The 13127-nt window shown below is 70.3% G+C and carries 10 protein-coding genes; 7 read left to right on the forward strand and 3 right to left on the reverse strand.

Going from position 1 to position 13127, the window contains the following annotated elements; genetic code table 11:
- Nucleotides 1-57: 57 nt before the first annotated feature.
- On the reverse strand, nt 58-2295 hold the full coding sequence (locus MNQ95_RS08000; protein ID WP_241952524.1) for a primosomal protein N': 2238 nt from the start codon (nt 2293-2295) through the stop codon (nt 58-60).
- Between the two features lie 435 nt (nt 2296-2730).
- Between MNQ95_RS08000 and MNQ95_RS08005 the strand changes: the two genes are divergently transcribed.
- The gene (locus tag MNQ95_RS08005) at nt 2731-4122 is read left to right on the forward strand and encodes a hypothetical protein (protein WP_241952525.1); all 1392 of its coding nucleotides are present in this window, start codon (nt 2731-2733) and stop codon (nt 4120-4122) included.
- 25 nt (nt 4123-4147) lie between these two features.
- On the opposite strand, the gene MNQ95_RS08010 is transcribed toward MNQ95_RS08005, so the two are convergent.
- Nucleotides 4148-5233 carry a DUF3667 domain-containing protein gene (locus MNQ95_RS08010; protein ID WP_241952526.1) on the reverse strand — a complete coding sequence of 362 codons (1086 nt, stop codon included), beginning with the start codon at nt 5231-5233 and terminating at the stop codon, nt 4148-4150.
- Nucleotides 5234-5331: 98 nt separating this feature from the next.
- Between MNQ95_RS08010 and MNQ95_RS08015 the strand changes: the two genes are divergently transcribed.
- On the forward strand, nt 5332-6717 hold the full coding sequence (locus tag MNQ95_RS08015; protein WP_241952527.1) for an MATE family efflux transporter: 1386 nt from the start codon (nt 5332-5334) through the stop codon (nt 6715-6717).
- Between the two features lie 76 nt (nt 6718-6793).
- Nucleotides 6794-8695 carry a signal peptide peptidase SppA gene (sppA, locus tag MNQ95_RS08020; RefSeq protein ID WP_241952528.1) on the forward strand — a complete coding sequence of 634 codons (1902 nt, stop codon included), beginning with the start codon at nt 6794-6796 and terminating at the stop codon, nt 8693-8695.
- A 161-nt stretch (nt 8696-8856) separates the two neighbouring features.
- On the opposite strand, the gene MNQ95_RS08025 is transcribed toward sppA, so the two are convergent.
- Complete coding sequence (locus MNQ95_RS08025) at nt 8857-9111, reverse strand: hypothetical protein (protein ID WP_425605658.1); 255 nt, start codon at nt 9109-9111, stop codon at nt 8857-8859.
- A gap of 40 nt (nt 9112-9151) precedes the next feature.
- Here MNQ95_RS08025 and MNQ95_RS08030 point away from each other — a divergent pair, with 40 nt between their 5' ends.
- The 4 genes from MNQ95_RS08030 (at nt 9152) to MNQ95_RS08045 (ending at nt 13095) form a co-directional block, all read left to right on the forward strand.
- Entirely contained in the window at nt 9152-9928 is a 777-nt protein-coding gene (locus tag MNQ95_RS08030) for an SDR family oxidoreductase (RefSeq protein ID WP_241952529.1), read from the forward strand.
- Nucleotides 9929-10028: 100 nt separating this feature from the next.
- Nucleotides 10029-11078: a type 1 glutamine amidotransferase domain-containing protein gene (locus tag MNQ95_RS08035; RefSeq protein ID WP_241952530.1), complete on the forward strand. Its 1050-nt coding sequence runs from the start codon at nt 10029-10031 to the stop codon at nt 11076-11078.
- Between the two features lie 108 nt (nt 11079-11186).
- Nucleotides 11187-11900 (forward strand): response regulator transcription factor, encoded by a 714-nt coding sequence (locus MNQ95_RS08040; RefSeq protein WP_241952531.1) that lies wholly within the window; start codon nt 11187-11189, stop codon nt 11898-11900.
- Nucleotides 11884-13095 carry a sensor histidine kinase gene (locus MNQ95_RS08045; RefSeq protein ID WP_241952532.1) on the forward strand — a complete coding sequence of 404 codons (1212 nt, stop codon included), beginning with the start codon at nt 11884-11886 and terminating at the stop codon, nt 13093-13095. Before MNQ95_RS08040 ends, MNQ95_RS08045 begins: the two co-directional genes overlap by 17 nt.
- The last annotated feature ends 32 nt before the right edge of the window (nt 13096-13127 follow it).

Raw genomic sequence — 13127 nt, forward strand, 5'->3', positions numbered from 1 at the left:
CGGGTCGGTGCGGCTTCCCGGCCCCGCGCGCTCCCCGCGTAACTGGGTGACGATCCGCTAGTAGAGATCCACCGGGTCCACGTCCAGCGACCAGCGCGTGCGTCGCGCCTCGGGCAGGGCATGGATCGCGGGCAAGGCGGCGTCCAGCAATGCATGCAGCACGGGGCGGGTACTGGCCGACAGCACCAGCTGCATCCGGTACAGGCCCGCACGACGGGCCATCGGTGCGGTCACCGGGCCATGCAGTTGCACCGCTGCCTGCATGGCACCGGCACCGGCACCGGCACCGGCTTCATGCAGGATCGCCTTCGCTGCGCGCAGGAAAGCACCCGCCGTATCGACCTGCTGCGCTTCGGCGCGCAGCATTGCCAGGTAGGTGGAGGGCGGGAAGCCGGCCGCTTCGCGCTGCACCAGTTCGTCGCGGGCGAAGGTGTCGTAGCCGCCGTTGATCAGGTCGTGCAGCAGGCGATGGTAGGGATGGTGGGTCTGCCACCACACCTCGCCCGGGCGCTGCGCGCGGCCGGCGCGCCCGGCCACCTGCACCAGCAGCTGGGCCAGCTTTTCGCCGGCGCGGAAATCGGAGGAGAACAGGCCTTCGTCCACGCCGACCACGACCACGCGGGTCAGGTTGGGCAGGTCGTGGCCCTTGGCCAGGATCTGGGTGCCGACCAGGATGCCGGGCCGGTCGCCGAGCTCGTCCAGCAGCTTGGCCAGGCCATCGCGGCGCTGGGTGGTGCCGCGATCGATGCGCAGGACCGGCCAGTCGGCGAAGCGTTCGGCGAGCAATTCTTCCAGCCGCTCGGTGCCGATGCCCTGGGGCTGCAGGGCCAGGCTGGCGCAGTCCGGGCAGGCCAGCGGCCGCGTCTGCCGGTGTCCGCAGTGATGGCAGACCAGCTTGCCGCCGCCAGCGTGGACGGTGAGGGGCGTGCCCTGCGCCGGCGTGCTGCAGCGCGGACACTGCGCGCTCCAGCCGCAGTCGTGGCACAGCAGCACCGGCGCGTAGCCGCGACGGTTCTTGAACACCAGCACCTGGCCGCCATCGCGCAGCGCCGCGCCGATCATCTCCAGCGTCTCCGGTGCCAGCCCTGCCTGCAGTGGCCGCTTGCGCACGTCGAGGATGCGCACCGCCGGCGGCCGGGCTTCGCCGGCACGACGGCGCAGGCGCATGTGCGCGAAGCGACCGGCCAGCGCGTTGTGCAGCGTCTCCAGCGAGGGCGTGGCGCTGCCGAGCAGCACCGGCACGCCCAGTGCCTTGCCGCGGACCAGGGCGAAGTCGCGCGCGTGGTAGCGGATGCCGTCCTGCTGCTTGTAGCTGCCGTCATGCTCCTCGTCGACCACGATCAGTCCCGCGTCGGGCAGCGGGGTGAACACCGCCGAACGCGTGCCCACGATCACGCGCGCCTCGCCGCGCCAGGCGGCCGTCCACACCCGTGCGCGCTCGTTGTCGGTCAGTCCCGAATGCAGCGCGTGCACCGGCACGCCCAGGCGTGCGCGGAAGCGGGCCAGCGTCTGCGGGGTGAGGCCGATCTCCGGGACCAGCACCAGCGCCTGCCGGCCGCGCGCCAGGCAGTCGGCGATGGCGTGCAGGTAGACCTCGGTCTTGCCGCTGCCGGTCACGCCTTCGAGCAGGGCCGGGCTGAAGCCATCGGCCGCCGCGATCGCCGTGATCGCTGCCTGCTGCTCAGCGCTGGGAAGCGGACCCGGCTGCGGTGCCGGGGCGCGCGCGACTGCCGGCGTGGCAATGCGCTCGGCGAAGCCGCGCCGCGCCAGCGACCGCGCCGCTTCACGCCAGCCATCCAGTTCCCGCTCCAGCCGATCCTCGTCGCACGGTCCGCCTTCCAGCAACTCGGCCAGCCGGCGCGGACGCGTGTTGCGCCGCAGCCCGGCCAGCCCGGTGATCCCCGCTTCGGTCAGCAGCCAGGCCCAGGCATGGGTATCGGGCAGGGGGCCGCCCGCGCGCAGCGACGCGGGCAGCGCGGTGGCGAACACTTCGCCGGCCGGGGCATGGGTGTAACGGGTGAGCCACCGCAGCGACTCCAGCAGCTCGCCGGTGAACACCGGCTCGGCGTCGGGCAGGGCATGGGCGCGGCGCAGCTCCACCCCGGGCTCGGCGGCGCCGGTGCCGGCCACCACGCCGAGCAGTTCGCGGTTGCCGAACGGGACCCGGATCCGCTGGCCGGCCTGGATGGCGGTGAGGGACTGGCCTTCGGGGGGCAAATAGTCGAACAGCCGCGGGACGGGCACCGGAAGGGCGACCTGGAGACAGGTGGGCGGGGCGGATCCGGGTGCGGGCATCACGCCAGTCTACGGCCCGCCCGTGGCCCGCGCAGCGATGCCCGCTTGCGAGTCATTGTTGTAGTGGGTCCGACAAACCGGAGGTAAACGCCCGTCACAGTTGGATATTTGTGCTTATCCACACTGGGTGTGGATAAGCTTGTGCATGAGCGCGATGCTTCACGCGGCAAACACGGGGATTCAAGCCTGTCAGTCAGGTTGGTCAAAAAAGCGCCATATGCAAAAATACATATAAATCATATGTTTAGGCGTGAAACACAGATGTAGCAAAGTGGTGGAAGGCGAAACATGCGGTTTTAGGCCGAAAGTAATTGCGCTGTGCACAACCGCGCAGGTGGCAGCCCTTGTCGTGGCGCGCTGGAACAGCGTCGACGGCGCTGTCAAGAGCGAAGCCGGGTGCGGTGCCGCGTATCCTCGGCACATGCCGGAGTCCCGATGCGCAACGAGCCAGTGAACCGCGGCGCCGAACTTCCGGCGGCCCTGGCCGCGTTCCTGCGCGGTGCCGAGCGGCGGGCGTTCGTGTTCCTGTGGCTGCAGGGGGGCGACGCGGCGGCGGCCGAGCGGGCACTGGCCGCGGCGATCCGGGCTTTCCCCGGGCCGGCCGAACGGATGCCGATGGCCGAATGGCCGACCCGCTTCTGGAAACTGCTGCTGGCGCTGCCGCTGGAGGCCGGCGCGGGCGACTGGCCGCCGGCGCTGGCCTTCCTCGGTCCAATGCGCCCGTCGGTCCGGCGTGCACTGCTGCTACGCCAGGTCGCGGGCCTGGATGAAGCCACCGCCGCGGCGGTCCTCGGTACGCAGATGGCGGATTACCAGCAGGCGCTGGCCGAAGCCTGCCCGCGCGACGCGTCCGGCGGGCCGGATGCGGCCGGCTGGCGCCAGCAGGCCGAGGCCATCGCACAGGCCGGGCGCGAGCTCGATCCCGCCCAGCAGCAGCGCCTGTTGCAGCTGCGCGAATCGGCGCTGGCAGGACGGGCCATGCCCGCGCCGCCCCGACCGGTGGAACCCGCAGAGGACCGGCGCCCGGCCCGTGGGCCGGTGCGGTCCGGGCGTCGCCGGCGCGGGGGATGGATCGCGGCGGCCGTGGCTGCGGTTGTCCTCGCATCGGGCGCCGCCTGGTACGCCTGGTCGCCGACGTCGCCCGCGCCGTCGGCGAACGGCGACAATGGCGTGGCGCCGGTGGACGACCTGCGCGTGCATGACAACGAACCGGTCGTGGTCGAACCATTGCCCGAGGCCGACCCGCCCGCGCTGCCGCCGGACTGGCCGGCCGCGCTGGCCGAGCCGGTCCAGGATCCGGTGGTGGCAGGACTGCCATTGCTGTCGTGGTATGCGGCCGGCGCACCGGCGTCGCACATCGAGCGCGAAGGCGATGCGAGCGCAACCCCCATCGACGGCGACAGCGGCGAGCCTGCCGATGCGAACGTCACCGCCGCCGCGGCCGAGGCCTGGCAGCAGCTCGATGCGTTCGAGCAGGCGCGGGTGCGCGCCGCCGCCCTGGCATTGCAGGAGCTGGATCCCCCGGCGCGCGCCGCGTTGCGCACGCGCTTCGCTTCGCTCGATGCGATGGAGCGCAACGGCTGGATGCTGGGCCCGGCGTTGGGCGCGGACTACGCGGCCCTGCAGCCGCTGCTGGGTTTCGTCGGCGAGGGCGAGCGCGAACCGTTGCTGGCCGCGCTTCGTGCAATGACCCCGGAGCAGCGGCGCCAACTGGGCGACCTGTCCCGGCGCACGCCACCGGCCGAACGCGAGGCGTTGCGACGCGAACTGCTGGCGACGCCGCCACCGCAGCGCGGCGCCTGGCTGGAGGAGCGGGGCAGGCGGTAGAAGGCTGCCGGAGCGGCGCGGCGCGTCAGGTGCGCGCGAGGCTCACCAGGGCCAGGGCGACCGCTGTGAAGAAGAGCATCGTCGCGTAGGCGCTGCCGAGCACCATGAACTTCAGCGTCGTCAGCAGCCAGCCCTGCGCGTAAACGCGCTTCTGCATCAACAGCAGATAGGCGGGCATCCACAGCCACAACAGTGCCGATATCAATCCGGTGACCACCCCGGTCGCGGCCAGGTGGGGCGACAGGCCATGGTCCAGCGCCAGCAGCGCGAACTGCCCGAGCAGGGCCACGCAGAGGAAGGCATGGCTGTAGAGCGCCACCACCAGGTGCTCCAGGTACATGCGCCCGGTTCCCACGTAGAACAGCTTCAGCAGCAGCGCGAAGATCGGAACCAGCATGAACAGCACGGTGGGCACGCTGCCCATGAAGGCCGCCTTGAAGGGAGCCGGGTTCTGCAGGAAGCCTCGCCAGCCCTGCTCCAGACGCGAAGCCTGGTGCTCGAGCCAGGTGCCGGGTGGCGCATCGGTGGAGATCACGAGCGCATCCGAGGGAAGCACGTCGGCGCGCGCGGCGGGCGTGCCGCCCAGTTCGCGTATGCGCCGGTCGGCCTGCCGGCGGATGGTCCCGATGCCGTGATCGAAGCCAGCTCGAGCCGGTGCGAGCGTGGCCGGCAGTTCCGCCCGCGCCTGCTCGAGATTGGCGATCGTGCTGTCGCGGATCTTCTCCACTTCCGTGATCGAAGTGGCTTGCGACAGGGCTTCGTTCATGTCCGCGTTTTCCACGTCGATGGTCGGCGCGAAGGCGTCGCCGAAATCCACCAGCCTTCCGACGAAGAACGTCAGCACGCACAGGATCACGAACAGGCGCATCGGCGCCACGTAGGGCGCGCGCATGCCGGCAAGGTAGTCGCGCGCGAGTGCGCCGGGCAGGAGCAGGCGCCGCATCGTGCGGAAGATGCGGCCGTCCAGGTGCCAGAACGATTCGAACACTTCCTCGAGGGCATGCGCGAAGCTGCGCACCGGGCTGTGCGCGGCCTGGCCACAGGCGTGGCAGAACGCACCCTGCAGCGGCGCGGCGCAGTTCTCGCAGGCGGCGGTAGGGTGGTCGCTCATGTGTCGTATGGATGTCCCCGTGCAGCGGGTAAGATAGCGGCCTGCCGGAGCCCGGTGCCAGTGCCCGAGGCACGACCGCAGCCCGCACTGTGCCCCCCATGACCGCTTCCGAAACGCGCCCGCTGGGCCGCGAACTGCGCGCCACCGCCACGCTCGCCCTGCCGCTGGTGCTGGGCCACGTGTCGACCGGCCTGATCAACTTCGTCGACAACGTCATCGCCGGACACCACGGCACGCGCACGCTCGCGTCGGTGACGGTCGGCACGGCGTTGCTGTGGCTGCCGATGATGGTGCCGATAGGCACGCTGATCGCGCTGACCGCCTCGGTGTCGCAGCTCGACGGGGCCGGTCGCAGGCACGAGATCGCGCCGCTGTTCCGCCAGGCGCTGTGGCTCGGACTGGGTCTGGGCTTGCTGATGTTCGCGTTCCTGAGCGCAGTGCCGTTGGCGCTGGGTGCGTTCGGGATCGCCGCCGACATCATTCCCGGTGCGACCGCGTTCACCTACGGGGTGCGTTGGGGCGTGCCGGCGCTGACGTTGTTCTTCTGCATGCGCTACCTGAGCGAAGGCCTGCACTGGACGCTGCCGACGATGCTGCTCGGGTTCGGCGGCCTGGCCGTGCTGGCGCCGCTGGGCTACGTGCTGACCTTCGGCGTCGGGCCGCTGCCGGAAATGGGCGCGGCGGGGCTGGGCGTGGCCTCGGCCACGGTGATGTGGCTGCAGGCGCTGGGCTTTGCCGTGTACCTGTGGCGCTCGCGCAGGTTCGCGCCGCTGGGGCTGTTCTCGCACCTGGAGCCGCCACGCTGGAACCAGATCCGCGAGCTGCTCGCCACCGGCCTGCCGATCGGGGTGACCGTGCTGATGGAGGGCGGACTGTTCATCGTCACCGCGCTGCTGATCGCACGGCTGGGAGAAATACCGGCCGCGGCGCACCAGATCGCGATCAACGTCTCGGCGCTGTGCTTCATGGTGCCGATGGGGCTCGCCGAGGCGACCACTGTGCGGGTCGGGCGCGCGCTGGGCGCCGGCGACCCGCACGGCGTGCGCCGCGCCGCACAGGCCGGCTACGTGATCGTGCTGGCGACGCAGAGCCTGTCGGCGCTGGTGCTGCTGACCGGCCACGATGCGATCGTCGCCGTCTACACCCGCGACGTGGCCGTGGCCGCGATGGCTTCGACGCTGCTGCTGTACGCGGCCACCTTCCAGTTCCCCGACGGCATCCAGGTGATGTCGGCCGGCTCGCTGCGCGGCCTGCGCGACACCCGGGTGCCGATGTTCCTGGCGATGGCCGCCTACTGGGGCCTGGGCATGCCGCTGGGCGCCGGGCTGGGCCTGGGGCTGGGCTGGGGGCCGCAGGGCATGTGGACCGGGTTGATCGTGGGCCTCACCGCAGCCGCGGTGCTGATGGGCTGGCGCCTGTCCTGGCGGTTGCGGCACCTGCCGCCGGCCGTGGAACCGGCTAAGCCTGTGGGCACCCTGACTTAAGGCGTATGAAAGGCTCTGGCGCAGCCGCTATCCTGCATGTCGTAACCCGTATCCCGCCTGCTGGAGCCGCTGTCCGATGAATCCGCCCCCCCTGCCGCGCTCCAATCCCGTCGGCCGTTTCTTCGTCGGCCTGTGGGACGTGATGAATTTCACCCGCCGGCTGATCCTCAACCTGCTGTTCTTCGGGTTGCTGTTCCTGATCCTGATCGGCTTCATCGCCGCGGTGGGCAAGGGAGGCGGCGTGCAGCCGCTGCAGGAGCGCACCACCCTGGTGATCGCGCCGGAAGGCCGCCTGGTCGAGCAGTTCACTGCCGATCCGGTGACCCGCGCCCTGGCCCGCGTACTGGGCGACCGCTCTGCCGAGGAAGTGCAGCTGCGCGACCTGCTGCGCGCGATCGAGGCGGCCAAGGACGACAAGCACGTCGAACGCGTGCTGCTGCAGCTGGACAAGCTGCAGCCATCGGGCATGGCTTCGATGCGCGAAGTCGCCGAAGCGCTGCGCGAGCTGCGCGCCTCGGGCAAGCAGGTCGTCGCGTTCGGCGAGAACATCAGCCAGGGCCAGTACCTGCTCGCCGCGCAGGCCGACGAGGTCTACCTGGACCCGATGGGCAGCCTGATGCTCGAGGGCCTGGGCCGCTATCGCCAGTACTTCCGCACCGGCCTGCAGGACAAGCTGGGCGTGGACGTGCACCTGTTCCGCGTCGGCGAGTTCAAGTCCGCCGCCGAGCCGTACATCCTCGACGCGGCCTCGCCCGAGGCCAAGGAAGCGGACCTGTACTGGATGAACGACGTGTGGCAGCGCTACCTGGCCGACGTGGGTGCCGCGCGCAAGCTCGACCCGGCCCAGCTGGCCGCGCAGATCGACGCGCTGCCCGAGGGCATCGAAGCCGCCGGCGGCGACCTGGCCAAGTATGCGCAGTCGATGAAGCTCGTCGACGGGCTGAAGACGCGCGAGGAAATGGAGACGCTGCTGACCGAGCGCGGCGTGGCCGACGAGGATGGCGACCTGGGTTTCCGCAGTGTTTCCCTCGATGCCTACCTGGTGCAGCTGGATGGCAGGCGCCTGCCGGTGGACCGGCGTCCGCAGGTGGCGGTGGTCGTGGCCGAGGGCGAGATCAGTGGCGGCGACCAGCCGGCAGGGCGCATCGGTGGCGAGTCCACCGCCGCACTGCTGCGCCAGGCGCGCGAGGATGAAGAGATCAAGGCCGTCGTGCTGCGCGTGGACTCGCCCGGTGGCGAGGTGTTCGCCTCCGAGCAGATCCGCCGCGAGGTCGAACTGCTCAAGGCCGCGGGCAAGCCGGTGGTGGTGTCGATGGGCGACCTGGCCGCGTCCGGCGGCTACTGGATCAGCATGAACGCCGACCGGATCTACGCCGATGCGTCGACGATCACCGGCTCGATCGGAATCTTCGGCCTGATCCCCAATTTCACCCGCACCCTGGACAAGATCGGCGTGCACACCGACGGCGTGAGCACGACCCGCTTCGCCGGCGCGTTCGACGTGACCCGGCCGCTGGACCCGGAAGTGGGCCGCGTCATCCAGTCGGTGATCGACAAGGGCTACGCCGACTTCACCGGCAAGGTCGCGCAGGCGCGCGGCAAGCCGGTGGAAGAAGTCGATGCTGTCGCGCGCGGTCGCGTGTGGAGCGGCGCGCAGGCCAAGGAGCGCGGCCTGGTCGACGAACTGGGCGACCTGGGCGATGCGGTGGCCGATGCGGCCAAGCGCGCGGAGCTGGAGAAGGACAAGTTCCGCGTGACCTACATCGACAAGCCGGCCACGCCGTTCGCCCAATTCATGGCGGGCTTTGCCGGCAGCAGGATCGGTACGGCGATGCTGCAGGATTCGGGCATGGCCCGCGCCGCGCTGGCCCGGACCATGCCGGAAACCGAAGCGCAGCTGCGTTTCGTCGAGAACGCGATCAAGGACCGCAGCGGTGCACCGGTGAAGTCGCTGGCTTACTGCTTCTGCGGGTTGTAAACCTGCTCACGGGGCGCGCTTTGCGCGTCCCGTTCCGGCGAGGCGCCGCGCGACTTCTGTTTCCGCCCGGGATCCAAGCGCCGTAGAGCGGGGCTCGCCCGCTGGCCGTCTTCATTCGCGGGAAAAGTAGCCGGGCAAGCCCGGCTCGACACGGACCGGCGTCAGCCGCCTTCCGCCTCGTCGATCTGCGCCTGCTGCCTGTCGGCGGCTTCCTGCACGTTCTTCTCGACGGCACGCGCCTTGTCCTGCGGCGCCTGGATCGCATCGCGCAACTCGGTGTGCGCCTGGGCCTGCGGCTCGGGCGGTTGCTCGGTCGGCGGCGGTTCGGGCCGGCACGCGGCCAGTGCGGCGAGGCACAGCATCGGCAGGCAGGCGTGGCGCAGGATGCGCGGCAGGAAACGGACGGACTCGTTCATCGATGCGCTCCGCGGGAAGGCCCGGCGTTATCCTACGCCCATGCAGAAGAACCGGTGGCGGCTGGACGGGCAACTGGCGCTGGTGACCGGCGCCAGCGCCGGCATTGGCCTTGCGATCGCGCGCGAGCTGGCCGCGCTGGGCGCGCACCTCCTGCTGGTCGCGCGCGAGGAGGACCCGCTGCAGGACATCCGCGACGAACTGGCCGACCGCCATCCCGCGCAGGACATCCTGGCCATGGCCGCCGACGTCGCCGATGACGAGGACCGCCGCGCGATCCTGGACTGGGTCGAGGACCAGGGCGAAGGCCTGCACATCCTGGTCAACAACGCCGGCGGCAACGTCACCAAGGCCGCGGTCGACTACACCGAGGACGAATGGCGCGGGATCTTCGAGACCAACCTGTTCGCGGCGTTCGAGCTTTCGCGCTACGCGCATCCGCTGCTCGCACGCCACGCGGCCTCGAGCATCGTCAACGTCGGCAGCGTGTCGGGCATCACCCACGTGCGCAGCGGCGTGGTCTACGGCATGAGCAAGGCGGCCTTGCACCAGATGACGCGCAACCTGGCCGCCGAATGGGCCGAGGATGGCATCCGGGTCAACGCGGTGGCGCCGTGGTACATCCGCACCCGGCGCACGTCCGAACCGCTGTCCGATCCGGACTACTACGAGGAAGTGGTGGGGCGCACGCCGATGCGGCGGATCGGCGAACCGGAGGAAGTGGCCGGCGCGGTCGCGTTCCTGTGCCTGCCGGCGGCCAGCTACGTCACCGGCGAATGCATCGCGGTGGACGGCGGCTTCCTGCGCTACGGGTTCTGAGTCGGAACAACCGGCGCGTTCGGCGCGATTGATCCTGGATCTACATGGCGGCCCCAGCATCCGATCCATCGAAAAGGGTCGATGCGACCGGGAGGCTGTCATGTGGAAGTGGGGCAAGCGCGTTCTGGTCGCGTTCCTGGGGCTGGTGATCGTCCTGGCGGCCGTGGGTGGCCTGTGGTGGCAGGCCCTGGACCTGGACAGCCAGCCGCCGGCAGATCCCGGCAGCACCGCCGCCCAGTTGGACTTCCTGAAGTCGCCATCGCCGCCGCGCGGCAAGGTGCTCGCCGTGGTGACCAGCACCGCCAGCCTGGGCGACAGTGGCAAGCGTGGCGGTTACGAGCTGACCGAGCTGTCGCGGGCGTACTACACCTTCCTTGCCAACGGCTACGAGGTGGACATCGCCAGCCCGCAAGGCGGCGAGCCGCCGATGCGCACCGACGACGACATGGTCGCGGCCGACTACGCGTTCCTCAACGACCCGCAGGCGCGGCGCAAGCTCGCCACCACCCTGAAGCTGGCAGAGGTCGATTCGTCGAAGTACGCGGCGGTGTATTTCGTCGGCGGCAAGGGCACGATGTTCGATTTCCCCGACGACCCATCGATCCCGCACATCGTCCGCGATATCTACCGGTCGGGTGGCGTGGTCGGCGCGGTCTGCCACGGGCCGGCGGCACTGCTGCAGGTCGTCCTGGATGATGGCACGCCTTTGCTGCGTGGTCGCCGCGCCACCGGATTCACCAATGCCGAGGAGCTGTTCCTGATCAAGGACGCGCAAACGGTGTTTCCGTTCCTGCTGCAGGAGCGGATGCAGCAGGCCGGTGCACGCTTCGTCGAAGGTGCGATGTACCTGGACAATACCGTGGTCGATGGCCGCCTCGTCACCGGCCAGAACCCGTGGTCGACCTGGTCGGTCGCCGAGGCGATGGTGCAGGGACTGGGGCATGCACCGGTCGCCCGCGCGCGCAGCGGCGAAGAGCTGTCCGTGCAGGTGCTGGACACCTACCGGCGCGAGGGCATCGATGCCGCGCTGCGACTCAGGCAGCAGCTGCCCGATGCGGACAGGCGGCTGTTGCTTATGCATGCGCTGGTCGCCGCCATGCAGGGCGGCGTGGTCGATGCCTGGCACCTGCAACGGCTTGCGCGCGGATGACGGTCGTGCGGGCCCGCGGGACGCGCACGGAAGATCGTGCGCGAGCGCACCTGGTTACACTGCCGATGGCGCCTGCGTGCGGCGCCAAGCGGCCATGGGCGAGGCGTGATGCGGACTGACGAGCGACCATTGCGGCTGCTGCTGGTGGAGGACGACGCCGACATCGCCGCCGGCATCGGCGACTACCTGGGCGTGCATGGCGTGGAGGTGGATTTCGCCTACACCGCCACGCAGGCGCGCTCGCACCTGCAGGAGCGCGCATTCGACCTGGTGGTGCTGGACGTCAACCTGCCCGGCGAGGATGGCCTGTCGCTGTGCCGGTCGCTCAAGCACGAGTCCGGCTTGCGCTCGCCGGTGCTGTTCCTGACCGCACGCGGCGCGCTGGCCGACAAGCTGGTGGCCTTCGAGGCCGGTGCGGTGGATTACATGGTCAAGCCATTCGCGCCCGCGGAGCTGCTGGCGCGTGCGCGGGCGATCATCGCGCACGCGCCGGCCAGTGGCGGCGCGCAGTTGCGCGCAGGCGCGTACGTGCTGGAGCTGCAGGGGCGCCTGCTGGTCCGCGGCGACGTGTCGCTGCTCTTGCAGGCCACCGGTTTCGCGCTGTTGCGCCGCTTGATGGAGGCCAGTCCCGGCTGCGTGTCGCGCGAAGACCTCTGCTCGCTGCTCTGGGAGGACGGGCCACCCGGCAGCGATCCTCTGCGCATGCATGTCTACCAGCTGCGCCAGCAGCTCGTGCGCAGCTTCGGGCGGCCGCTGATCGATACGGTGCGTGGCGTGGGCTACCGCTTCGTCGCGGAGGCGGGCGATGGCGCGACGGCGTAGCCTGCAACGTGCATTGGCGCGGCGCTGGATGGCGTTCGCAGCCGTGCTGTCGCTTTCCTTCGCCGGCAGCGCTTTGCTGCTGCTGTTCCTGCTGGAGGACAGCTTCATCGACCGTCACCTGCGCGCGGTCAGCGCGACGGTCGTGGACGTGGCCGGTGCATCGGCCACCTTGCCGGCGAATTTCCAGGCCCTGCCCGGGCCGGCATTGCCGGAAGACATCGCCACGCGGATTTCCGGGAAGAAGCCCGGCACGGTCATCGAATTCCGCCGTGACGACGGCCGCTACGTGCACGTGCTGTCGGCGCGGACGGCGACGGGGCAGCCATTCGCGCTGGTGTACGACGTGACCGGCGAGCTGACGGTCAATCCGCGGCTTCCCGGCGGGCTGGCGTACGCACTGGCATTGCTGGCGTTGTCGTTGCTGTGCGCCTATGTGCTGGCCTGGGCGTTCGTCTCGCGCACGGTGCGGCGCGCACGCGCACTGCTGGGCGAGGTGCTGGCCAGTCCCGATCCGCGCAGCCTTGAAGCGCTCGCACAACGCGAACCCATCCGTGAATTCGGCGAGCTGTTGCACCTGCATGCCGGGGTCTGGCGCGAACAGCAGGCCGCGGTCGAACGTGAACGCGAAACCCTGGCGTTCCTGGCGCACGAACTGCGCACGCCACTGCAGTCGGCGCGCACCAGCCTGGCACTGCTGGACGAATCGCCGGCGCATGCCCCCGCACTGGCCAGGTTGCAGCGGGCGGTGGAGCGACTGACCCGTGCCAGCAATGCCATCCTCTGGCTGGCCAGCGATGCCGCGATTCCTGCTGGACGCACCTTGGCTGCGGCACACCTGGAGGCGCTGGTCGAGGAATTCCGTCCGCTTGCCCAGGCGCGCGGCCAGTCGATCGAACTGCAGCTGGTGCCCGGTCTGTCATGGGATGCGCCATGGGAGGCGGTCGAGGCCCTGCTCGCCAACCTGCTGCTCAACGCGATCCAGCATGGCAGCGAAGGCGTGATCGAAATCGATGCCGGAGTTGAAGCGTTGACCCTGCGCAATCCGGACGAGCCCGCGGCCTCGGCAGGCTTCGGGCTGGGGCTGCGGATCGTGCAGCGGCTGGCGGCCCGACTGGGCTGGCGCGTCGTGCTCCAGCAGCAGCAAGGCATGGCGTCCTGCGAGGTTCGCTGGCTTCCGGGCGTGGTTTCGAACTAGCCGCGATGGCCGGCCGGTGGCCGCGGTTGCCG

Origin of the sequence: Pseudoxanthomonas daejeonensis (assembly GCF_022637495.1) — a bacterium.
GTDB classification, from domain to species: Bacteria; Pseudomonadota; Gammaproteobacteria; order Xanthomonadales; family Xanthomonadaceae; genus Pseudoxanthomonas; species Pseudoxanthomonas daejeonensis.

Bases quoted from the DNA above. Each gene is read 5' to 3' on its own strand.
- MNQ95_RS08045 (WP_241952532.1), top strand. From the start codon at position 11,884: ATGGCGCGACGGCGTAGCCTGCAACGTGCATTGGCGCGGCGCTGGATG.
- MNQ95_RS08030 (WP_241952529.1), top strand. From the start codon at position 9,152: ATGCAGAAGAACCGGTGGCGGCTGGACGGGCAACTGGCGCTGGTGACC.
- sppA (WP_241952528.1), top strand. From the start codon at position 6,794: ATGAATCCGCCCCCCCTGCCGCGCTCCAATCCCGTCGGCCGTTTCTTC.
- MNQ95_RS08040 (WP_241952531.1), top strand. From the start codon at position 11,187: ATGCGGACTGACGAGCGACCATTGCGGCTGCTGCTGGTGGAGGACGAC.
- MNQ95_RS08000 (WP_241952524.1), bottom strand. From the start codon at position 2,295: ATGCCCGCACCCGGATCCGCCCCGCCCACCTGTCTCCAGGTCGCCCTT.
- MNQ95_RS08035 (WP_241952530.1), top strand. From the start codon at position 10,029: ATGTGGAAGTGGGGCAAGCGCGTTCTGGTCGCGTTCCTGGGGCTGGTG.
- MNQ95_RS08010 (WP_241952526.1), bottom strand. From the start codon at position 5,233: ATGAGCGACCACCCTACCGCCGCCTGCGAGAACTGCGCCGCGCCGCTG.
- MNQ95_RS08025 (WP_425605658.1), bottom strand. From the start codon at position 9,111: ATGAACGAGTCCGTCCGTTTCCTGCCGCGCATCCTGCGCCACGCCTGC.
- MNQ95_RS08015 (WP_241952527.1), top strand. From the start codon at position 5,332: ATGACCGCTTCCGAAACGCGCCCGCTGGGCCGCGAACTGCGCGCCACC.
- MNQ95_RS08005 (WP_241952525.1), top strand. From the start codon at position 2,731: ATGCGCAACGAGCCAGTGAACCGCGGCGCCGAACTTCCGGCGGCCCTG.